The organism is Thermostichus lividus PCC 6715 (assembly GCF_002754935.1).
Classification (GTDB): domain Bacteria; phylum Cyanobacteriota; class Cyanobacteriia; order Thermosynechococcales; family Thermosynechococcaceae; genus Thermosynechococcus; species Thermosynechococcus lividus.
The window spans coordinates 2,415,909-2,438,084 of the sequence record NZ_CP018092.1; the positions used below are offsets into that span (position 1 = coordinate 2,415,909).

The 22,176-nt window shown below is 52.8% G+C and carries 23 protein-coding genes and 1 pseudogene; 16 read left to right on the top strand and 8 right to left on the bottom strand.

Translation table 11 applies throughout. The features are described 5' to 3' along the window. The first annotated feature begins 37 nt into the window (after positions 1-37). The 3 genes from BRW62_RS11765 to BRW62_RS14205 are packed head-to-tail and all read left to right on the top strand — an operon-like array spanning position 38 to position 2,964. On the top strand, positions 38-469 hold the full coding sequence (locus BRW62_RS11765) for a universal stress protein (RefSeq protein WP_099799578.1): 432 nt from the start codon (positions 38-40) through the stop codon (positions 467-469). A gap of 3 nt (positions 470-472) precedes the next feature. Beyond that, complete coding sequence (locus BRW62_RS14200) at positions 473-1,606, top strand: HAD-IC family P-type ATPase (protein ID WP_227517414.1); 1,134 nt, start codon at positions 473-475, stop codon at positions 1,604-1,606. Positions 1,607-1,617: 11 nt separating this feature from the next. Beyond that, on the top strand, positions 1,618-2,964 hold the full coding sequence (locus tag BRW62_RS14205) for an HAD-IC family P-type ATPase (protein ID WP_237269106.1): 1,347 nt from the start codon (positions 1,618-1,620) through the stop codon (positions 2,962-2,964). Here BRW62_RS14205 and BRW62_RS13165 read toward each other — a convergent pair. Continuing rightward, entirely contained in the window at positions 2,941-3,081 is a 141-nt protein-coding gene (locus tag BRW62_RS13165) for a hypothetical protein (protein WP_157768367.1), read from the bottom strand. The genes BRW62_RS14205 and BRW62_RS13165 overlap by 24 nt on opposite strands. A 25-nt stretch (positions 3,082-3,106) precedes the next feature. On the opposite strand from BRW62_RS13165, the gene BRW62_RS11775 reads away from it, so the two are divergent. The 6 genes from BRW62_RS11775 (at position 3,107) to BRW62_RS11800 (ending at position 7,148) form a co-directional block, all read left to right on the top strand. Continuing rightward, complete coding sequence (locus BRW62_RS11775) at positions 3,107-3,481, top strand: c-type cytochrome (RefSeq protein ID WP_099799579.1); 375 nt, start codon at positions 3,107-3,109, stop codon at positions 3,479-3,481. Between the two features lie 122 nt (positions 3,482-3,603). Next, positions 3,604-3,873, top strand: coding sequence for a CD225/dispanin family protein (locus BRW62_RS11780; RefSeq protein ID WP_099799580.1), 270 nt, complete (start codon positions 3,604-3,606; stop codon positions 3,871-3,873). A 227-nt stretch (positions 3,874-4,100) separates the two neighbouring features. Then, positions 4,101-5,225, top strand: coding sequence for a GGDEF domain-containing response regulator (locus BRW62_RS11785; protein WP_099799581.1), 1,125 nt, complete (start codon positions 4,101-4,103; stop codon positions 5,223-5,225). Between the two features lie 5 nt (positions 5,226-5,230). Beyond that, a complete protein-coding gene (locus BRW62_RS11790) occupies positions 5,231-6,193 on the top strand; it encodes an aldo/keto reductase (protein ID WP_099799949.1) in 963 nt (320 codons plus the stop codon). Positions 6,194-6,214: 21 nt separating this feature from the next. Further along, positions 6,215-6,394, top strand: a complete 180-nt coding sequence (locus tag BRW62_RS11795) for a hypothetical protein (RefSeq protein WP_099799582.1) — start codon at positions 6,215-6,217, stop codon at positions 6,392-6,394. A 1-nt stretch (position 6,395) separates the two neighbouring features. Further along, positions 6,396-7,148 carry a cobalt-precorrin-6A reductase gene (locus BRW62_RS11800; RefSeq protein ID WP_099799583.1) on the top strand — a complete coding sequence of 251 codons (753 nt, stop codon included), beginning with the start codon at positions 6,396-6,398 and terminating at the stop codon, positions 7,146-7,148. Here the strand turns inward: BRW62_RS11800 and BRW62_RS11805 are convergent. Beyond that, entirely contained in the window at positions 7,140-8,285 is a 1,146-nt protein-coding gene (locus BRW62_RS11805; protein WP_099799584.1) for a citrate synthase, read from the bottom strand. The two genes, BRW62_RS11800 and BRW62_RS11805, sit on opposite strands and share 9 nt — an antisense overlap. Before the next feature lie 196 nt (positions 8,286-8,481). Between BRW62_RS11805 and bchB the strand changes: the two genes are divergently transcribed. From bchB to BRW62_RS13170, 5 genes are all read left to right on the top strand, one after another. After that, positions 8,482-10,008: a ferredoxin:protochlorophyllide reductase (ATP-dependent) subunit B gene (gene bchB / locus BRW62_RS11810; RefSeq protein WP_099799585.1), complete on the top strand. Its 1,527-nt coding sequence runs from the start codon at positions 8,482-8,484 to the stop codon at positions 10,006-10,008. A gap of 133 nt (positions 10,009-10,141) precedes the next feature. Continuing rightward, positions 10,142-11,998, top strand: coding sequence for an ATP-dependent zinc metalloprotease FtsH (gene ftsH4 / locus BRW62_RS11815; protein WP_099799586.1), 1,857 nt, complete (start codon positions 10,142-10,144; stop codon positions 11,996-11,998). A 333-nt stretch (positions 11,999-12,331) separates the two neighbouring features. Further along, on the top strand, positions 12,332-13,162 hold the full coding sequence (locus tag BRW62_RS11820) for a Tic22 family protein (protein WP_099799587.1): 831 nt from the start codon (positions 12,332-12,334) through the stop codon (positions 13,160-13,162). Between the two features lie 9 nt (positions 13,163-13,171). Beyond that, a complete protein-coding gene (locus BRW62_RS11825; RefSeq protein ID WP_099799588.1) occupies positions 13,172-14,278 on the top strand; it encodes an esterase-like activity of phytase family protein in 1,107 nt (368 codons plus the stop codon). Between the two features lie 254 nt (positions 14,279-14,532). Beyond that, positions 14,533-14,697, top strand: coding sequence for a hypothetical protein (locus BRW62_RS13170; RefSeq protein WP_227517415.1), 165 nt, complete (start codon positions 14,533-14,535; stop codon positions 14,695-14,697). Between the two features lie 35 nt (positions 14,698-14,732). On the opposite strand, the gene BRW62_RS11830 is transcribed toward BRW62_RS13170, so the two are convergent. The 4 genes from BRW62_RS11830 to BRW62_RS11845 all read right to left on the bottom strand — a co-directional run bounded on the left by BRW62_RS11830 (position 14,733) and on the right by BRW62_RS11845 (position 18,466). Further along, positions 14,733-15,740, bottom strand: coding sequence for a GntR family transcriptional regulator (locus tag BRW62_RS11830; RefSeq protein ID WP_198406038.1), 1,008 nt, complete (start codon positions 15,738-15,740; stop codon positions 14,733-14,735). A gap of 261 nt (positions 15,741-16,001) precedes the next feature. Continuing rightward, positions 16,002-16,172: a chlorophyll a/b-binding protein gene (locus BRW62_RS11835; protein WP_099799589.1), complete on the bottom strand. Its 171-nt coding sequence runs from the start codon at positions 16,170-16,172 to the stop codon at positions 16,002-16,004. A gap of 115 nt (positions 16,173-16,287) precedes the next feature. Further along, positions 16,288-17,835 carry a serine/threonine protein kinase gene (locus tag BRW62_RS11840; RefSeq protein WP_099799590.1) on the bottom strand — a complete coding sequence of 516 codons (1,548 nt, stop codon included), beginning with the start codon at positions 17,833-17,835 and terminating at the stop codon, positions 16,288-16,290. Between the two features lie 103 nt (positions 17,836-17,938). Then, a complete protein-coding gene (locus BRW62_RS11845) occupies positions 17,939-18,466 on the bottom strand; it encodes a hypothetical protein (protein WP_099799591.1) in 528 nt (175 codons plus the stop codon). Positions 18,467-18,749: 283 nt separating this feature from the next. On the opposite strand from BRW62_RS11845, the gene psbO reads away from it, so the two are divergent. Then, positions 18,750-19,568: a photosystem II manganese-stabilizing polypeptide gene (gene psbO, locus BRW62_RS11850; protein WP_099799592.1), complete on the top strand. Its 819-nt coding sequence runs from the start codon at positions 18,750-18,752 to the stop codon at positions 19,566-19,568. 12 nt (positions 19,569-19,580) lie between these two features. Beyond that, positions 19,581-21,182 carry a dipeptide ABC transporter ATP-binding protein gene (locus BRW62_RS11855; RefSeq protein WP_099799593.1) on the top strand — a complete coding sequence of 534 codons (1,602 nt, stop codon included), beginning with the start codon at positions 19,581-19,583 and terminating at the stop codon, positions 21,180-21,182. A 10-nt stretch (positions 21,183-21,192) separates the two neighbouring features. On the opposite strand, the pseudogene BRW62_RS11860 reads toward BRW62_RS11855, so the two are convergent. Together BRW62_RS11860 and BRW62_RS11865 are read right to left on the bottom strand one after the other, a co-directional pair. Beyond that, positions 21,193-21,872, bottom strand: a pseudogene (locus BRW62_RS11860) (response regulator transcription factor). 12 nt (positions 21,873-21,884) lie between these two features. Next, positions 21,885-22,145 (bottom strand): ferredoxin-thioredoxin reductase variable chain, encoded by a 261-nt coding sequence (locus BRW62_RS11865; RefSeq protein ID WP_099799594.1) that lies wholly within the window; start codon positions 22,143-22,145, stop codon positions 21,885-21,887. Positions 22,146-22,176: the final 31 nt, after the last annotated feature.

The following is a 22,176-nucleotide window of genomic DNA, read 5'->3' on the forward strand; positions in this document are numbered from 1 at the left end:
GCAGACTAGGAAAGCACAGGCAGTGAGTCAACGGGTAATGTTCAAAACGATTCTGGTGGCACTTGATACCAGTGATTTAGCACAGCAGGTGATGAAAGCGGTTGATCAATTGAACTTAGACCCTGATGCCCACGTTATTTTAAGTCATGTGATTTCCCCTACGGAGTCTGGCTTTGGGGTGAGTGCCGATCGCCCCTCACCGAATCCGCAGATCGGCACCTATCGCAGTATTGAGCAACACTTAAAGCAGTTCCAGGGCAGGCTTCCGTGTGACTCAGAGATCGAAATTGTGACCGGCGAGCCAGTGGAGGAAATTTTACGACTGGCCAATATCTACAGTGCTGACCTGATTGTTTTAGGCAGTCGGGGCTTAACGGGAGTGCGGCGAGTGGTGCAAGGCTCCGTGAGTAGTGCGGTTGTGGCGGATGCTGCCTGCTCGGTGTTGGTGGTCAAGTCAGCAGATGTTTAGACCATGGACGACCTAACTGGGTTAACCGCTGCTGAGGTGGCTAAGCGGCAAGCACAGGGTCAGAGCAATCGACAGGTGAATGAGAGTCATCGTACCTATCGCGAGATTTTCTTGGAAAATCTTTTCACCTTTATTAATGGGGTGTTTGCCTTTATTAGTGTGATCTTACTGGGGCTAGGACGGCCAGGGGATGTCATCGCTATTGTTTTGGTGGTGTTCTTGAATGCCATTATCAGTATCGTCCAAGAAATTCGTGCCAAACGCCAACTGGATGCCATTAGCGTGTTGACTCGACCCCGGGTGAAGGTGCGGCGCGATCGCCACAATCAAGTCATTGACCCAGCGGAGGTGGTTGTGGGGGATATTGTGCTGCTGGAGCCAGGCGATCAGGTCGTGGCGGACGGCACCGTGGTAGGCAGCGGCAGCATCCACGTTGATGAATCGTTACTGACGGGCGAGTCAGACTTAATTCCGAAGCAAGCTGGCGATCGCCTCTACTCCGGCAGCTTTTGCGTGCGGGGGGCAGCAGCCTATGTGGCTGAGCAGGTGGGCAGTGCCAGTACGGCGCAACAGCTTACCGCGGCTGCGAAAACCCATCACCGTAAGCTCACCCCTCTACAACAGGAAATCAACCTAATTATTCGGGTGATTCTGGCGCTCGCTATTTTTCTGTGGTTATTAGTGCTGCTATCTCTGTTAGTACGCTTAACCACCCTACCCATGAGTGTGCAAACCGCAGCGGTGGTCGCGGGCTTAGTCCCGGTTGGCTTGTACCTAACCATTACCCTCACCTATGCGTTGGGGGCCATTCGCATTTCCCGCGCAGATGTGCTAGTACAGCAAGTGAATGCCATTGAGTCCCTCAGCAGTATTGATATTCTTTGTCTGGATAAAACAGGTACCCTAACCGCCAATACCCTTGAGTTACACAGCATTCACCTGTTAGCCCATGCACCGGCCAATACCCAGCAGCAGCTAGCAACCCTAGCCGCCAGTGTGAGTGCCCCCAACCGTACCGTGACGGCCCTGTGTGAGGCTTTGGGGGGAACCCCTGCCCCTTACGCTGCGAAATTCCCTTTTCTTCAGCTTATAAGTGGAGTGCCGCGGCATGGGATGAGAGCGGCGCTTATATTTTAGGCGCGCCGGATGTGCTGTTAGAGGGTGCTCAGAGTTATCCCGAAATAGAGGCGTACCTGCACGAAGGCAGAGAGCAGGGGCTACGGGTTTTGTTATTCGCCCACAGCCCAGCACTCCCGCAATGGGATGCCCAAAACGACGCACCATTGCTGCCTGCCAACCTCAGCCCCTTAGCTGTGATTTGGGTGGGCGATCGCCTGCGGCCTCAGTCTAAGGAGGTGCTAGAGCGGTTTCAGGCGGCGGGGATTCGCATCAAAATTATTTCCGGCGATCATGCGGATACCGTTGTTGCTCTCGGCAAACAGGTGGGGCTAGACCCTGAGGCGATCGCGGTCTCCGGCCAAGAATTAGCGCGACTGGATGAGCCAAGCTTTGATCAGATGGCGGTTAACGCCACGGTTTTTGGGCGCATTACCCCTAATCAAAAAGCGCAACTGGTCAGCCGTTTGCGCGCACAGGGACACCAAGTCGCCATGATTGGCGATGGGGTCAACGATGTCCTCTCTCTGAAGCAGGCCAACGTGGGTATCGCCATGGAAAGCGGCAGCGCCATTACCCGCAATGTGGCGGATATTGTGCTACTGAAGGATTCCTTTGCCGCCCTGCCGGAAGCCTTTCGCGAAGGTCAGCGCATTTACAACGGCATTCAGGATGTCACCAAGCTGTTTTTAGTGCGGGTGCTGAGTTTTAGTTTACTGTCCCTAGTCACCGTCATGGCGGGACGCGCCTTTCCGCTGCTAATTAAGCACAACACCCTGTTAACCCTGTGGGGTGTGGGGTTACCCACCTTAGCGGTCGCCTTCTGGGCCGTGCCGGGGCCGCGTCCCTACCGTTCCCTGATTCGTTCGCTCTTGCACTTTGTTGTCCCTGCTACCCTCAGCTTGGCTTTATTGGCAATTTTCGTGTACCTCGGTGTATTGGCACGAGAGCTAACTCCCCTCATGGCACTGTTCCAGAGTGGGTTTGGCTCAGCCTTATTAAACCGTCAAGAGGTCATTGGCGATATTCAGCACAGCATCGCGATCGCCCGCACAGCATTGGTGACCACCCTCCTCTTGGCATCCCTTTGCTTGGTCTTGTTCCTGAAACCTCCCCATCCTGTATGGGTGGGTGGCGCCCCCTTAGTGGGGAACTGGCGCTATGTTGGTGTTGTGGTGGCTCTACTGGCACTATTTATCGGTATGAATGTCTCCCCCCGCCTGCGATCGCTGATGGAGCTGGAGCCGATGTCGTGGCAGTTATGGGCCGGAACAGTCCTGATTGTCATCCTATGGGTGCTGATGTTGCGCACCTTCTGGCGCTACCGGCTCTTAGATCGCTTTTTAGGGGTGAGCCTAGATGGCTGCTACCCAACCTAGGCCAGCACTCACTGAAATGAGTACTAGCAGCCGGAAATTTGGGGCAGGATAGGTGCCAATGCCTTGAACCTGCTTCTCATTACGGTTTAGAATGCAAAGTGCAACAATAATAAACATTTTTTAACTTTTCCCAATCCATATAATGCGTTTAGTCAGCACAGTAGCGTCTGGTTCAAGCCTATGGCGGTGGGTACTCCCGTTGGCCATTCTGCTGACAGTGCTCGGTTGCTGGGGCGTAGCTCTACTACTGCCCTTAACGGATCCCTACGTGCAATCAGTGCGATCGCTAGTGGCGGATGTCAAGCGGGGGGAGCAAATTTATATCATGAATTGCGCAGGCTGCCACGGGCTGGAGGGAAAAGGGCAAGTCGGGCCAACCCTGATTCAAATTAGTCGGCGGCGATCGCAACCGCAGCTTATTCATCAGATTGTAAGTGGTGAAACACCCCCCATGCCAAAGTTCCAAGCTCAACCCCAAGATATGGCCGACCTGCTGAGCTATTTGAAAACCCTGTAGGTCTTCACACTATTGCTTTGTTTAAGGAAATAAGGTAGCCTGTGCTTGGCAATTTAGCAGGGGATCATGCGTCTCTATTAAGTTACCGCAGCAATCATAAACTTATTTTAAGGACCTTGGTAATGACCTCTTCTGAAGATAATATTCCTAACTATTTAATACCAGCGATTCTTTCGACAGTTTGCTGCTGCTTACCCTTTGGTGTTGTCGCTATTATCTTTGCTGCACAGGTGAATTCCAAATTGGCCGCCGGCGATCGCGCCGGTGCGCTCGATGCATCCAACAAAGCCAAACTATTCACATGGATTGCCTTTGGGTTGGGGTTTCTGGGATCAGCAGTTTACATTATTATTACAGTGCTAGCCATTATGGCAGAGCAAAGCGGGATGTGAGTGCCTAATTGTCCCACATAGGAATAGGGCAACAAGCGAGGCAGCGCAACAGCGGGGAGTATGTTACAACTGTAGCTAGCGCTTTCCTTGAAGTTTTTAGAACGTTCTCTTGAGATGGCTAACTGAGTTCTCGGAGCACCGGATCATTTCTGGGTGCATAGGTTATTGTAAATAAAATTCCGTCTCAATTCCTTAACCCCCTGTTTTTGCCCCCTTGGAAGACTACCTTGGATAGCCCAGCCCTCTTCCCTTCTGAAGCACCCAAACGCAAGCCAGTTGTCATTTGTGTGGATGATGAACCAGCCGTATTGGAAAGTTTGCGCATTGAGCTGCGGCGAGCCTTGGGTGAAGACTGTCTCATTGAAACGGCAGAAGATGGCGAGGATGCTCTTGCTCTGATGAGCGAGCTTCAGGAAGACGATCACGAAATTGCGCTTGTGCTGTCGGACTATATCATGCCCAATATCAAAGGGGATGAATTATTGGCACGGATGCATCAGATGTCTCCCAATACTCTAAAAATTATGCTCACCGGCCAAGCCAACCTAGAAGCTGTGGGCAATGCTCTCAAGCTGGCAAAACTCTATCGTTACATGGCAAAGCCGTGGACTCCTGAAGACTTAAAGGTAACGGTGTTAGAGGCTGTGCATAGTTACCTCCAAGATCGGAAGCTAGACGAGCAAAACTATCGCCTACAACTCCTCAATGAGCAACTGCGGCAGGCCAATATTGAACTAGAGCGGGTTGTGAATGAGCAAGCAGCCATCATTGCTGCCCGTACCGCAGAGCTACAAGCAGCCAATAAGGAGTTGATGCACTTGTCGGTGACCGATCCCCTCACTGAGTTGCCCAATCGGCGTTATTTTGATGCTTACCTACGCCAAGAGTGGCTCGTGACCGTTCGCGATCGCCAGTTCCTGTCTCTGATTCTGGCGGATGTGGATTATTTCAAAGCCTACAATGATCACTATGGGCACCATGCTGGGGATCTGTGTCTTCAACAAGTAGCACAAGTGCTGCAGCAGACAGTGCAACGCCCGCGGGATTGTGTGGCTCGCTACGGCGGTGAAGAGTTTGTGATAGTGTTGCCTCATACTGACCTTAGCGGCGCAGAGCTGATTTGCCGTCAGATACAGCACGCCCTTCAACAGTGCCACATTGTCCATGAACATTCGCAGGTGAGCCACTGTGTGACCCTCAGTTTCGGTGTGGCTTCCCTCATCCCCCTTGGGGTCGCTTCCCCCCTAGAGTTGTTTAATGCTGCGGATAAGGCGCTTTACGATGCCAAACGCCAAGGGCGTAACTGCATTGTTGTGAATTCAATCAATAATTCTCCTACGGTTCCTTGCTAATGCTTATGCAAACCCGTCTTCTTGGTCGCACAAACCTGCAGATCACGCCCCTGATTCTGGGCACGTGGCAAGCCGGTAAACGCTGGTGGGTCGGCATTGACGACCAAGAGTCCATCCGCGCGATTCGTGCTGCGGTTGAGGCGGGGATGACCACCATTGATACCGCAGAGGTGTATGGGGATGGTCACTCGGAGCAGATCGTGGCTGCTGCGGTTGGCGATTTGCGCGATCGCTGTGTGTATGCCACCAAGGTTTTTGCCAATCATCTGCGCTACCCAGAGGTGATTGCTGCCTGTGAGCGATCGCTACGCAACCTGAACACTGACTACATTGACCTTTATCAAATTCACTGGCCCTCAGGTTCCTTTGGCACTGAAGTTGTGCCCATTAGTGAAACCATGCAAGCCATGGTGGAGCTACAGCAAGCGGGCAAAATTCGAGCAATTGGGGTATCTAACTTTTCCCGTGCCCAACTCCTTGAAGCCATGCAGTATGGCCGCATTGACAGTGTTCAACCACCTTACTCTCTCTTTTGGCGCTGGGCAGAGACGGAATTAGTGCCCTTTTGTATTGAGCACGACATTACTATCTTGGCTTACTCCGCCCTAGCCCAAGGGTTACTGACCGGGCGTTTCGGTGCCGAGCACCGCTTTGCTCCTGAGGACAACCGTGCCAAAAATCAACTGTTCCAAGGGGAAACCTATGCCCGTGCCCTTGAAGCCATTGAACTGATGAAACCCATTGCGGCCAGTCTTGGCACAACGGTCGGTAACTTAGCCTTGGCATGGCTATTGCATCAACCGCAAACCTGTGCCATTGTGGGTGCTCGCCATCCAGAGCAGGTGCTCGAAAATCTCAAGGCAGCGGAACTGAGCCTCGATCCCTCAATTCTAGAGATGCTCGATGATCTGAGCCAGCCAGTGATCGCCACCCTCGACCCCAGCAATCCGGTAATGTGGAAGTGGTAACGTCGCAAAGGCTGAGTGTCTATGGGAACTATGCTCACAGTCGGGGCGATCGCCCTTTATCTGTTTATTGCAATTCGCTTTTGGCAACGCTTTGATCGCACTTACTATAGTCAATCGCGTTTTCTGCTCAGTGCCCTGTGGTTACCTCTGTTACTCAATGCCTCTTACCGCGAAAACTTTCGTCGCGCCTTACTGAGTTAGAGTGGCCACGTGCATTTGGCTGATTGGTGGCACCAGTGACAGCCGCTGGTTGGCCAACAACCTGCTCAAGGCTGGTTATACCTGCTGGGTAACCGTCACCACCGACGAGGCGTGTACCCTATACCCCCCGCATCCCCGCCTCATCTGCCATGGGGAGCGCTTAACGCCAGACACAGCTCGGCAGTTGGTTCAGCAGCAACAGGTTCAGGCAATTGTGGATGCCTCCCATCCCTTTGCCACAGCGATTTCCACCCTAGCCATGGGGCTGAGCCGGGACTTGCACCTCCCCTACCTACGATTTGAACGTCCCGATTACAGCCTTGAGCGACCCAACTGTATCGATGTCGAAACCTTGATCCAGAGCCATTCCCTTGTGGGTGAGCGGGTGCTGCTGACCATTGGCAGCCAACTCCTTGCTGCGTTTGCCCCTTTACAAAAAAGCGCCACCCTGTTTGCGCGCATTTTACCCACCCCTAATGCCCTAAACCTTGCCCTAGAAGCGGGGTTTGCGCGGCAGCAACTGGTGGCCATATTTCCACCGGTTTCGCGGGAGCTAGAGCGCGCCCTCTGGCAGCACTGGCAGATTACCACGGTTGTCACCAAAGCCTCGGGCACCGAGAGTGAACAGATCAAACAGGAACTCGCGCAAGAGCTAGGGGTCACTCTCATCACCTTGCAGCGGCCAGTGATCACCTATCCCCAGCAAACGGCGGACTGGGCGGGGGTAGTGGCCTTTCTAGAGCAGCTAACGTGATGCTCGCTCTGCCATGGGCACGTAGGCCTGCTGATGGGCACCGGTATAGATTTGGGTGGGACGGTAGATGCGATTAGTTTCCAATTGTTCTTTCCAGTGAGCTAGCCAGCCAGCCACCCGGGCGATCGCAAACACCGGCGTAAACAAATCACTGGGAATCCCGAGGCGACGATAGACCAAGCCAGAGTAAAAGTCCACATTGGGATAAATCCCCTTATAGCTCAGGTACTCGCCCACCACCTCCTCCAGCTTCAGGGCAATCTCGTAGTAGCGATCGCCACCAAACTTATCAAACAACTGCTCCGCTAACTTTTGTAAAATCGTTGCCCGCGGATCCTTCACCTTATAGACACGATGGCCAAAGCCAGCAATTTTAATTTTATTGTCCACACACTTTTGCACATAGGGACGGACATTCTCAACACTGCCAATTTCCTCAAGCATATTGATCACATCCTCATTTGCCCCCCCATGCAACGGCCCTGCCAGCGTACCCACCGCCGATGCCACCACAGCGTATGGATCGGTGAGGGTTGAAGCCGTCACCCGCGCCGAAAAGGTTGAGGCATTCATCGTATGCTCAGCATGCAGAATTAAGCAGATGTCAAACACCCGCGCCGCAAACGGATCAGGCCGTTGCTCATTGAGCATGTAGAGAAAATTAGCCGCATAATCTAGCTCATCGCAGGGCATCACCGGGTCATTTCCCTTGCGGATCAGCTGGAAAGCTGCCACCATCGTTGGGATTTTAGCTAACAGACGAATGACTGCCGCGCGGATATAGGCCGGATCATCCAGTGCTCGCCGCGAGTAAAACAGCCCTAAAGCTCCTGCTGAGGCTTGCAGCGCATCCATCGGGTGGCCACTATCTGGAAAACACTTCATCATATCGCGGATGCGGTACTTAACGCGGCGATGGTAGGTGATATCGTGCTCAAACGCCGCCAACTCCTCCTGAGTCGGCCAATACCCCCAGATCAACAGGAAAGAGGTTTCCAGAAACGTACTTTTTTCCGCCAGTTCTTCAATAGGGACACCGCGATATTCAAGAATACCCGCTTGGCCATCCACATAGCTAATAGCCGATTGGGCAACGGGAATACCGTCAAGACCGGGACTAAATTCACAAGCAACCATGCTGGGGTGTCCTTAGTGGCAACAAATCTCTATCAATTCTAGGAGACAGTGGGGAAATGATGTTTGTATGTTAAGCTGCACCCCCCCATTCCTCCAAACTTTTGCTAAGTTTTGCAGCGGACGAAAACGTCACTGTTACGATCGCTAGTCAGAGGCTCGTTGCCCCTGCCTACCCTCACACCAAGGACTGTCACCTATGAAACTTGCCTACTGGATGTACGCTGGGCCTGCTCACATCGGCACCCTCCGCATTGCCAGTTCATTTCAGAACGTCCATGGCATTATGCACGCCCCCCTTGGTGACGACTACTTCAACGTCATGCGATCCATGCTCGAGCGGGAGCGCGACTTTACCCCCGTTACCGCCAGTATCGTAGATCGCCACGTCTTAGCCCGCGGCTCCCAAGAAAAAGTCGTCGATAACATTACCCGCAAAGACAGCGAAGAGCATCCTGATTTAATTGTTTTAACCCCCACCTGTACCTCCAGCATTCTTCAAGAAGACCTACAAAACTTTGTCCAGCGCGCCAGCCTGAGTACCACTGCCGATGTCATTTTGGCGGATGTTAACCACTACCGCGTCAATGAACTCCAAGCCGCCGATCGCACCCTCGATCAGATTGTTCAGTTCTATATCGAAAAAGCCCGCCGTCAGGGTACCCTCAGCACAACCAAAACCCCAACCCCCAGCGTTAATATTATTGGCCTCACCACCCTAGGCTTCCACAACCAGCACGACTGCCGCGAACTCAAACACCTCATGGCCGATTTGGGGATTCAAGTGAACCTTGTCCTGCCAGCCGGTGCCTCGGTACACGACTTAGCGCGGCTGCCTCAGGCCTGGTTTAACCTTGTGCCCTACCGAGAAATTGGCGGCCTCAGTGCCCAGTACCTTGCCAATGAATTTGGGATGCCCAGCGTCACCATCACACCGATGGGCGTGATAGAAACCGCTCGCTGCATTCGCGCCATCCAATCCGTCCTCAACGAGCAAGGGGCAGATGTCAACTATGAACCCCTGATTGAGCACCAGACCCGTGACGTTTCCCAAGCTGCTTGGTTTTCTCGCTCCATTGACTGCCAAAATCTCACCGGCAAAAAAGCCGTCGTCTTTGGGGACAACACCCATGCGGCTGCCATGACCAAAATCCTGACCCGAGAAATGGGAATTCATGTGGTGTGGGCAGGCACCTACTGCAAGTACGATGCCGACTGGTTTCGCACAGAAGTGACTGGCCTGTGCGACGAGGTGCTGATTACCGACGACCACACCGTTGTGGGTGATGCCATTGCCCGCGTTGAACCGGCTGCCATCTTTGGCACCCAAATGGAACGCCACGTTGGCAAACGCCTCAATATTCCCTGCGGAGTCATTGCCGCGCCCATCCATATTCAGGACTTTCCAGTGGGCTATCGTCCCTTTTTGGGGTACGAAGGCACCAATCAACTGGTGGACTTAATTTATAACTCCTTTACCCTCGGCATGGAAGACCACCTCTTAGAAATCTTTGGCGGTCACGACACCAAAGAAGTGATTCATAAAGGCTTGTCGGCAGCAACAGATTTGACTTGGACAACGGATGGCTTAGCGGAACTGAATAAAATCCCCGGATTTGTTCGCGGTAAAGTCAAGCGCAACACCGAAAAATTTGCCAGGGAGCAGGGCATCACCGAGATCACCGTGGAGGTACTCTATGCGGCCAAGGAAGCGGTTGGCGCGTAGCCTGCCCGCAAGCTAGTCTTTAGGGCGTATGTTCCCTCGGTAGTCCTGCAAAGAAGGGAGATGACCTAGCCTTGCCCTTTGTAGCAGAACAGTGTCACCATGATCGGTAATAGAACCGTAAAAGATAAGTACTATGGCCATCAAAAACTCTCCCGAAGTTCCCCGTAGCCGTTGGATTGGCAATGTACTGCTCCTACTGGGGTTTGGTTTTTTATTGATTAATCTGTTCTTCCCACAACTATTTTCACCGCGCCCTCCCCAAGTGCCCTACAGCATGTTCATCCATCAGGTCCAAGAAGGGGAGGTGCAACGCGCCTACGTTAGTCAAAACGAGATTCTCTACCAATTAAAGCCTGAGGGAGACAAGCCACCCCAAGTTTTGTCCACCACACCCATCTTTGATTTAGAACTGCCAAAACTTCTAGAGTCTCAAGGGGTAGAATTTGCTGCTGCACCGCCACCAAAAAACAACTGGATTTTTAACATCTTGGGGTGGGTGATTCCACCAATTGTGTTTGTGCTAATTTTTCAGTTTTTTGCCAATCGGCAAGCGGGGGGAGGTGCCCAAGGTGTGCTCTCCATCAGCAAAAGTCGCGCCAAAGTCTATGTACAGGGGGATAACGTCAAGATTGGCTTCGACGATGTGGCGGGTGTTGAAGAGGCAAAAACAGAACTGGTGGAAATCGTTGATTTCCTCAAAAATCCCCAGCGCTACATCCAGATTGGTGCCCGGATTCCCAAGGGGGTATTGCTGGTAGGACCACCGGGAACGGGTAAAACCCTGTTGGCCAAAGCCGTTGCGGGGGAGGCTAATGTACCCTTTTTCTCGATTTCTGGCTCTGAATTTGTGGAATTATTTGTGGGTGTGGGGTCAGCGCGGGTGCGGGATTTGTTTGAGCAGGCCAAGAAACAAGCCCCTTGTATTGTCTTCATTGATGAACTGGATGCCATTGGTAAGTCCCGCTCCAGCAGCGGTTTCTATGGTGGCAACGATGAGCGCGAGCAAACCCTCAACCAGTTACTAACAGAAATGGATGGCTTTAATGCTGCGGAGGCGACGGTCATTGTGCTGGCGGCAACGAACCGACCTGAAAGCTTAGACCCAGCGTTGCTGCGCCCGGGTCGCTTTGATCGTCAAGTACTCGTCGATCGCCCCGATCTCAGTGGCCGGGAAGCAATTCTCAAAATCCATGCCAAAAAAGTCAAATTATCCCCCAGTGTTGATCTACGGGCTATTGCCACCCGGACACCGGGCTTTGCGGGGGCAGACTTGGCCAACCTAGTGAATGAAGCTGCCTTGCTGGCGGCTCGCAATCACCGCGAATATGTTGAGCAACAGGACTTTGCTGAAGCCATTGAACGCATTGTTGCGGGCTTAGAGAAGAAAAGTCGCGTCCTCAGTGACAAAGAAAAAGAAATTGTTGCCTACCATGAAGTGGGGCATGCCTTGGTGGGCTATGTCTTGCCGGGGAGTGGTCGGGTTGAAAAAATCTCTATTGTGCCGCGGGGGATGGCAGCCTTGGGCTATACCTTACAGCTGCCGACGGAAGACCGGTTCTTACTCGACGAGAAAGAGCTTCGCGGTCAAATTGCTACACTGCTGGGGGGGCGATCGGCAGAAGAAATTATCTTTGGCAGTGTGACAACTGGAGCAGCCAACGATCTCCAACGTGCCACCGACCTCGCCGAGCGCATGGTTCGTAGCTATGGCATGAGTAAAGTATTAGGTCCCCTTGCCTTTGAAGAGCAGCGGGCCAACTTTCTTGGGAACGGGGCAATGCTGCGTACTGTCAGTGAGGAAACAGCCCGAGCCATTGACCGGGAAGTCAAAGATATTGTGGAAACGGCTCATCAGCAGGCTCTAGAGATCCTAAAGGCAAACCGCGATCTCCTAGAACGAATTGCTAAGGTACTCCTTGAAAAAGAGGTTGTTGAGGGGGCAGAACTCCACGAGCTACTCGCAGAGGTCAAAAACCCGGTTGCAGCCTAAGGGCAGGGAGCATCAGGTGACGCTGAAACCATCCTACTGGCCTTATCAGGGTATTTTTCAATGATCAAATAAAAAACTCGCCCCTTGTGAATCGCGTCAAATTAGCTTAGGGTGGGTAAGCGTAGCGATATGAGTATGCATAAATACCTAATTCGCTCTCCTAGAGCATTGCCGCTGCATAGTCTCTGGTCTGGCTCGATACCATCTTGTAGTCATTCCCTGCTGCTGGCAGGGCTAACGTTGGAGTTGTCGAGGAATGAACCGTGCCACCGCTCCCTGTATTCCTCTAATGAGGGGTAAGACCAAGATTGAACTAAACCAATAGGAGACAGTATGAAAACATTAGCACGCTTGGGCGTTTTGGCAGGGCTGATGAGTAGTTTGTGGCTGGCACCAGCCATGGGCGGTTACCACGTGGCCACTGCCTTGCCCGAAGAACAAGTGCTGCGGATTTTAAATAATGTTCCCGTTTTCATGATTACCAACGATAAAGGGGAACCCCTCACCTTTGAGATTCCTAATCCTCAGGATCAAAGTAAAAAAGTTCAGGTGTTTACTTTCTTTATTAATCAACAGGATGCTCAAACGGCACTCAATACCATCAAGACCCAGCAACCGGACGTGGGTCGTGTCGCGCGAGTTTCAGCAGCAGCGCTCAGTGGCGCTCTGAAAATTGCGATTGAAAGCCAAAAGAACCCTGCGGTCGGGGTGGATATTATTCCCTCCAGTCAGCAACTTCAAGCCGCTGTGGATATGCTCAAAAAAAGTGGTGATCTGGTCGAGCGGGATGGGCGTATTCTCACCAAGAATGGGCAGCCGTTTGCTGGGGGAACACCGTTATTCTTTTTAGCCGATACCAAGACTGGCAACCCAATTGCAGTGGAAGCTCAGGTGCGGGAAAATGGCCAAACCCGCACGCAGCGGTTTATTCCCTTTTACTTTGATAATGCTCAACTGCAACGAGAGGTGGATCAAGCGCGGCAGAAACGACCCGAGCTTGCGCGGGATACAGGCATTCGGGTGATTATGCTAGACAGCTTGGTCTCGACGATGCTCTCGAGTAATGATCCGGTGGCGGGGCAAATTCAACTGATTCAAACCCCTGATGCGATCCAGTTTGCGGTGCAACAGCAAGGGGGCAGCAACCAAGCGGGAAATCGCTAGGACAAGCTCATGCCCTTGCCGCGCTTTTGGCTAGGTTGTATTGGTTGCGTCCTTTTGGTCAGTCTGCTGTGGGGGTGTGCATTGCCCCAGGTGCGGGCTGAAGATCGGCTCTTTTTGAATGTTACTGTTGAGTACCGTGGCGAACTTAGCCTGCCTGCGGGTACCCTCGTTGACGGTACTGTGGTGGGGGGGATATCAGGGTTGACCTATGACCCCCAGCAACAGCAGTTTTATGCCATTAGCGACGATCGCCAGCAGCCACGCTTTTATGGGCTGGCGCTCTCCTTGCCGTCAGCGGTTTCTACCTACGAGGGAGCCATTGAGCCAAAGTTCGTGACCTTTTTGACGCAGGCCAACGGTGATCTGTATCCTGCCAATACGGCGGATACGGAGGGGATTGGCCTTACCCCTGACGGTCGTCTGATGATCAGTAGTGAAGGGGTGACTGCCACGAGCAGTTTGCCGTGGATTAAGGAGTTTGTCCTAAACGGTCAGCAAGAGCGGGCGTTACCGATTCCGGCCTATTATTTACCAGAGGAGACAGGGCAAAAGGGCATTCGTAATAATCTTGGTTTTGAGGCACTCACCCTCTCCCCGACGGGCGATCGCCTCTTTGTCGGGGTCGAGTCTGCCCTTAGCCAAGACCTTCGCCCCAATCAGCCAATCTATTGTCGGCTGCTGCACTATTTGCGGGGGGATGTGCTGCCAGTGCTGTTAGCGGAGCATGTGTACCCCCTTGATCCGGCTCCAGCGGGGTCAATTGCCAATGGCTTGGTGGAGCTGCTGGCACTGGATAATGGTGGCCATTTTCTCAGCTTGGAGCGCACCTACAGCCCCCAGAATGGCTATGGCATCAAACTCTTTGAAATGTCCCTTGCGGGAGCCACCGATACCCTCGGCATGGCCATATTGCCTGTAGATTTACCATCGCTGCAGCCGGTGCGCAAACGCTTAATCCTAGACTTGACGACCTTGGGAATACCATTAACCAATCTTGAAGGGATGGCCTTGGGATATCCCTTTGCCGATGGATCGCGATCGCTATGGATCATTGGCGACAATGATTTTGATGCTCAGATTCCTACCCAAGCATTGGTATTTCGAGTGCAATTTTGAAAAGCCATTTGAACACCGAGGCAGCAGTTTCCTGTGGCTGTTAATTCAGCTCAAGTTGAACAATTGTAACGTTTGCGCCCACTCCCTGAGAGCGATCGCTAGAATTAGAAGTAATTTTTGGTGTTTTCCATTTAGGGGCTGCCTGATACCCAAACGACGTGCGGTCGCGGGTAGCGATGCCTGACCTAGGGTAGCCTGAAATCCCGTATTGGTTACGCTTTTGGTGTCTCATGTGGTAACGAGGGGTTGGAATTATGCTACGTTTTATGAGTCTTCACTGGTCTAAACTCAGTGCTTTAGGCATTCTTTACTGTGTTTTGGCCGCTGGCCTAGGGTATCTTACGAACATGCAACTTGATGCTATGCAAGATCAAGCAACGGCCTTGCAATTGACCCACAGCCTGAACACCCTCGAGTAACAGCCCGATCCAAGCTGTGGGGGCTACGGTTGCTTTCAAGACGCTTTGGCTTGCAGTGTTAAATCCTCAGTTAAGCCAATTTCCCGTTTGAGCAACTCCACGGATCGTGGATCAATGTAACTCTCACAGCAGATCAGGCGTGGAATACGAATCAAATCATTCCGGGCAGCAGCAATGGCTTCCTTGACGCGATCCCCGCTGGCGCGATCGCTAATGATCGTATGCGCACGGTGGACAAGGGCATTCAATTTATAGCTATCGTTGACTTGGGCAGTGACCAGCAGTAGCTCTTCACCGCGAAGGCTATGAATCATCACCTCCGCCACGCCGAGGGTGCCGGAACTGAGGCTGACCAAGCCAAGGCAGGATCCCTTGGGCAATTGCCGCACCACCTCAAGCTCCCGCTGATAGCTATAGATGTCAATGAAGAACACGCGCACATCCTTGTCGCGGGTAATGGCTTCCGTCATGCTGGCAAAATAGCGAACGGTAACTAGGGTTGCGGTATTCTCCGGTTGCAATGCCGTATCCAGTTCCTCTAGAAACACTAACTCCACAGGGATAGGCAGCAGTTGTTGTAGCTCCTGCACAATTAACTCCCCTGCCCCTTGGTCATGGCGGGGGACGGTGACAATAACCCGCACTCCCGCTTTCTGGCGGGCATCAATTTCTGCTAAGAATAGCTCCCGAATTTGGCCGAGGGAGTAGCCCATGCCCAGAAGCGTGTCCATACTTTCTTGGACAATGCGGTGAACGGGCACCACTGCGGGTCGCCGCTGCCGGGGGCGGGTTTCTTCTTGGCCAAGGGCGCGCACATAAATGCCGGAACCCACTTGGGGAACAACCAGACCGGCGGCTTCAAGGCGTTCATAGACCTTGCTGATCGTATTACGGTGCAACCCAGTTTGCATGGCTAATTGTCGCGTGCTGGGCAGACGATACCCTGGCGGAAACTGGCGAGCGGCGATCGCAAAACTAATTTGGTTAAAAAGTTGGGTTGACGCAGGAATTTCGCTATCTGGTTGGATGTGGAACTGAATCATAATCTCCCTTCCGCCGTTCAAGAACTGTCCTACGAGGATACGCACCCCGTGCTAGAGCTATGCCAGATGCAAAACCTACCCCTAATGGCTGCATAAACCGTCACAATCGATAAGTAATTTTACCGCACGTTCTGCCGCTTGCCGTGGAGACTGGCCCATGCCAACCAGTCCTGCCAGCCCTCGCAACAAGCACAAAAAAAAGAGGCCATTGCTGACCCCTCAAGACACTTTGACCGCTGAAAATTGGGAGAGAGTTAAGGTCTAGAGCAGACCCCAGAAATGAAGCACGCCTTGTTTGGTGATCAATTCTGTTAAAAGGGCAGCCACAAAGCCAATCATGGCAAGGCGGCCATTCCAAATTTCGGCTTGGGGCGTAAACCCAAACACCCATGCATTGCGATCCTCTGACTTGATGGTTTTGGTATCTTCCATGGTTTTGACTCCTGATCGAACCCTGTAATCCCAATGTAACAATTCTTTACCGATTGTGCAATATCTCTTAATATATTTTTCTCTATTGCTAGCCAAGAGGCGATCGCCCTTAGGCTTAGTCAATCATGGCAGCAGTTTTCACAGTTTCTAGCTTGGTGAGAATTTGCGGCTTGTAGTTCTCAAACTCTGCCTTGAGCAGGTTGCGGCTAATGACCGCTGAGGCTGACGAGGGTAGGTTTTTACTGGTTTCCACCCAATCGCGCAGCAGTTGTCGTTGAAAGGTGGCAATGGTAAAGTTCCGCACATTGATGCAGTGCAAGGGATCTTCAAGGGAGAAGAACAGCAGCGGATAGTACCCCGTTTCCGAGAGCAGTAGGCATAGCTCTTGGTTGCGGGGCAGCTTCATATCGAGATAGCAGGGGAGCCAACGGGGGCCTTGCTTTGGATCGTAGATAGCGGTAATCCAGAGGATCATCGGATGCGGGCTAGTTGTAAACAGAAATTGGTTATAGCGAATATTAAGCATCCGCCGATCAATTTCTGCCCGCGGGAGCATCACCCAAAGGCTCGCCGCTGATTCCCGCTGGGCATACAGAGGGGCGGGAAAGACAATTTCAGCAACGGGTTTGTCACTGGGCCACGTACTTTGCCAGCACGCCTCTTCTACCGTAGCAAGGGCAATAGGTAACTCTGGGGGAGCACTAGGTTGAGAGGTTTTAGCCGCAACTGGCTCACTTCCGGGCTGGGTGATGCGGCTAATCCCAAGCTGTTCCTCAATGCTACTCACCGTTTGGATAATTTCCGCTGTGGTTTGGGGGCGCTCTCCCGGAGATTTGGCCATGCAGGACATGATCAACTCTTCGAGGGCTGGCGGTACGTAGAGTCCGGGGCTGGCCACATGAAAAGGTACGGGTTTTTGGAAATGGTGGGCTTTGAACCAACTGCCGATGGAGTGGGTTTCGGCTTGGATCGGCATTTTGCCGGTCAGTAGCTCGTACATGGTAATGCCTAGGCTATAGATGTCGGAGCGGTGATCTAATTCCCGGCCTTCAATTTGCTCAGGAGAGCAGTAAGCAAGGGTGCCCATAAAGGAGGAGGTTTGCCCCTGCTCTGAAATATCGCCTAAAAACTTGGCAATGCCAAAGTCCAGCACCTTGGCCAGTTCACCCATGGTGCCATCGTTGATGACAAGCACATTACTGGGCTTGATGTCACGGTGGATGATAGGGCATTTTTGGCCTTCGATGATGACTCCTTCGTGAGCCACCTGTAGCCCAAGGCAAATGTGCCGCGCAATACGCAGAAAGCGAGCCAGCGGCAGTGGTTCCTCCAGTAAGAGATCACTCAGGTTATCTCCTTCTAAAAATTCCATCACATAGAAGGGAACCTCTTCGTTATTCATACCGTAGTCGAGAACGCGAACGACGTGCATGGTTTTTTGCCCCAAGAGAGCACCCGCTCGCGCTTCTTGGGCAAATCGGGTTTTCATGCGGTCGTTCAGTAGGGTTTGTGCCAAAAATTTGACGGCAACAGGCACACCGCCTAACAGCACGTCTTCAGCGCGATAAACGCGTCCCATGGAACCTTTGCCAATGAGTTCGGTAAGGCGATACCGATTCATGAGGGTTTGGCCAATGTTGTCGTCGCGGTACTGGTCTGACATAGTGTGCCTCAGTGGTGGTGCCGTCTGGGTTGCCCTATTTTGGTTGTACTTGATTTGGCGAGGCGATCGCCAACGGTGGCTGCCCCTACCCTAGATTAAGGGACTAAGTCACTGGCACGGCTAACCACGACATCAGGGTAGAACCGGTGATCTGGAGTTCGCTGTTGAGTTCGGGGATCGGGATAAAGACAACGCCGCCACTACAGGAGATTGCACCAACAGAGCGCCACGCCCCCGCCGTGTAAACTAGCACCTGATCCACTGCTTGACGGCGCCAACTTCGCCACATATCGCTAGCGGTGCAATCGTAGAGTTGCCATCCGGCAGGAATATCAACCGCCCTAAAGGCAACCAATTGGGCGTTGTTGTCTGCTAGGTCTGGAAAAAACGAGGCGGCAATCAAGGCTTGACGCAAGGGTTCCCATGCCTCGGAGTATCGCTTCACAATGAGTTGAAGATCTTGGCGATCGCCCGCTTGACGCTTGGCGGTGGCAATAACCCCCGCCTTATTATCCACCAGTTGCAGTGTGCCAAAGGCAGACTCCACCCGATAGTTGGCATTAGAGAGCAGACTTGGAATTCCCTTGAGGGCATCGGCAATGAAAGCCGCAAAGAGTTCTGCATCATCCATAGGTTACCCCTTCTCCACCGCAGTTTGCCGCAATTCCCGCTTAGTAACCAGTGTACCCACTTTGCAGGGAGGCGCAGACGCCCACCTCTGCCAACGGATGGTATTTGGTATTTTATTGCTGGCAAATTAAAACCCGCCAAGAAATTTCTTTTCTGAGGCGATCGCAAACCTCCGTATAATCATGGATTGAAAGGGAGTCGTAACACTGCCTTCACTGGACTCTTAACCGGGGGTATCTCCCAACTCTGACTGCTTTGAGATGCTTTGACTTCTGAGGTTAACCATGAAATATCGCATTTTAATGGCGACTCTATTGGCGGTATGCCTAGGAATAGTTTCCTGGAGTACGCCAGCTATGGCCGCAAAACAGACTTTAACCTACGATGATATTGTTGGTACGGGTCTGGCCAATACTTGCCCGACACTGGATGATTCTGCGCGGGGTTCCTATCCCATTGATAGTTCAAAATCCTATCGGGTGGTGCAACTGTGCTTACAACCTACCACGTTCCTAGTGAAAGAAGAGCCAAAGAATAAACGGCAAGAAGCTGAGTTTGTGCCAACGAAGTTGGTTACCCGCGAAACCACGAGCCTAGATCAGATTCAAGGGGAACTCAAGGTCAACAGCGATGGTAGCCTCACCTTTGTGGAAGAGGATGGGATTGACTTTCAGCCGATTACGGTGCAAATGCCTGGTGGTGAGCGGATTCCATTATTGTTTACTGTGAAAAACCTCGTGGCAACGACGCAGCCCAATATCACCAGTATCACTACCTCCACGGATTTTAGTGGCCAATTTAACGTGCCCTCCTACCGCACCTCTAATTTCCTTGATCCCAAGGGGCGGGGGCTGGCAGCGGGCTATGATTCGGCAGTCGCAATTCCCCAGTCCAGCGATGAGCAGTTGGCTCGGGCAAATGTCAAGCGCTTTTCGCTGACGAAGGGTAACATTTCCTTGAATGTTGCTAAAGTTGATGGGCGCACTGGCGAAATTGCCGGTACATTTGAGAGTGAGCAACTCTCTGACGATGATATGGGTGCCCATGAAGCGCATGAAGTAAAAATTCAAGGGGTCTTTTACGCTCGCATTGAGCCTGCTTAGGATCGACGGTTAATGGCGACTCTACTGGAACTTCACCATTTGCGGGTCGCCTATCCCCCTACTGGATCATCATCTGCTACAGGGTTTGTGGTGGATGATGTTTCTTTTGCGCTCGCAGCGGGAGAGCGGCTGGGCTTGGTAGGAGCGTCAGGCTGCGGTAAGTCCACGCTGGGTAAGGCAATTTTGCAATTGTTGCCCAAGGGGTCAATCGTTGAGGGAACGATTGTGCTGCGGGGGCGATCGCTCACCCAGTTGAGCCGTAAAGACCTACAGCAGTTGCGAGGAGAGCAGATCGGGTTGGTCTTTCAAGACCCGATGACTCGCTTGAACCCTTTGATGAGTGTGTATGAGCATTGCGATGAACTGTTGCGCAGCCATTGGCCGCAGTTAACTCGGCGATCGCGGCAGCAGCGGATTGTGCAGACGCTAGAAATGGTGAAAATTCCTGCGAGTCGCCTGTATCAGTATCCCCATGAGTTTAGCGGTGGGATGCGGCAGCGGGTGGCGATCGCCCTAGCGCTGCTGTTAGACCCGCAGCTCATCATTGCCGATGAGCCAACAACCGCCCTAGATGTAACGGTGGCGGCTGAAATTCTCGATGAACTGACCCGCCTCTGCCAAGAGCAGCAAAAAGGGTTGTTGCTGATTTCCCACGATTTGGCCTTGATGGCGCGCTATTGCGATCGCTTGGCGGTGATGCACGCCGGTAAAATTGTTGAGATCAATACCGCCACAACCGTATTGACCCAGCCCCAGCACCCCTATACTCAATCCCTTCTTGCCGCCGCTCACCCCCACCCCTTAACCACGTCTGCTCTCCCAGAGGCTGCACCGGTGCTAGTGGAGGTACAAGGGCTACAACGACACTACCGCTTGGGTGGCTGGCTGCAACCCAAAACCATCATTCCGGCAGTGGATGGGGTCGATTTGTGCCTACGGCGGGGCGAAACCCTCGGCTTGGTCGGGGAGTCGGGCTGTGGCAAAAGTACCCTATCCCGTTTGATTTTGCAGTTAATTCCCCCTACGGCGGGGGAGGTGGTCTTTTTGGGGCAGAGCCTTGGCAAACTGTCCCCTCAAGATCTGCGAGCCGCGCGGCGCAGCTTTCAAATGGTGTTTCAAGACCCCCATGCCTGCCTAAACCCGAAAATGACAGTGGGGGAAAACCTGTTGGAACCACTGCTCATTCATCGCCTGCTTGACCGTGGGAGAGCGCAGCAGCGAGTGCTCGAGATGCTCAACCAAGTGGAACTCACCCCCAGTAGGGAGTATTACCAGCGCTATCCCTATGCGTTGTCCGGGGGACAGCGGCAGCGGGTGGCGATCGCCCGCGCCCTGATTACTCAGCCACAGTTTGTGGTCTGTGATGAACCCGTGAGTATGCTAGATGCCCATATTCAACGTCAGATTTTAGTGCTCATGCAGCAGTTGAAAGAACGCCTCCAGCTTACCTATTTGTTTATTACCCACGATTTAGCGGTGGCACGGGGGTTTTGCGATCGCATCGCGGTGATGCACGCTGGTAAAATCGTTGAAGTGGCTCCCACGGCAACCCTCTTTGCCCAACCGCAGCATCCCTACACCCAAAAGCTCTTGGCGGCAGCACCAAGCCTCTAACCTGCCCGTCTCAGTGCGCTAAATGGTTTTCAAGGGCAAAGCGCACTAGCTCGGTACGGCTACTGGTGCCCGTTTTGACAAAGAGACGGCTGACGTACTTTTCAATGTTGCGCACGCTGGTATTGAGTTGGCTGGCAATTTCTTTGTTCATCAGCCCCTGCACCACCAGTTGCAACACGCTGGCTTCACGGGGGTTAAATCCAGTTGAATGGACGGTGGCGGTTTCGGTCGTCCCCCGTCTTGCACAAGCATGGCGCGCAGTTCAGCAATTTGTTGGGCAAGGCTGGCAAGGTTGGGTTCTGCGTCATCCCGGGCGGCGGCTTGCCGTCGTAAGAGGTTATTGATAATAGCCACCAACTCATCGGGGTCAAAGGGCTTAGAGAGGTAGGCATCGCAGCCAGCATCGTACCCCTGAATGCGATCGCGCTTCATGCCGCGAGCCGTCAAAAAGACAATGGGAATATGATTGAGATGAGGTTGTTGCCGCACCTGCTCAAGAAAGGCATAGCCATCCATTTGCGGCATCATGATATCGGTAATGATGAGATCTGGCACATGGTGTTGCAAATAGTCCAGCGCCGCTTGGCCACTGGGAACCGCCGTCACTTCAAAGCCGCTGTCTTCAAGATAGGCGGTGACCGCCTCTCGCAGCCCAGGCTCATCATCAACTAACAGTAAGGTTGCGGCCACAGGTCAGCTCCTCTATCGGGGTGGATCAGAGATGACTTCGAGTTCATCGGGGTGCAGGTGTGCGATAAATTTAGGGCTAAAGCGAACTTGACAGGGATAGTTGGGACTAATGGGGCGACCTTGCCAATCGCTGAGGATGGCGATGATTTCTCCTTCCAGCCCTTGAATGTCAAAGGGTTGATTCCGGTGGTCAGGATGGTGGTACATGATGGTTGAAGGCTTAACACGCACCCGCAACCCCACACTTAAGGTTGGTTGTTCCATGACACTCATTCAGTGTTGCTCCTCGACTGGCAGGGGTTTT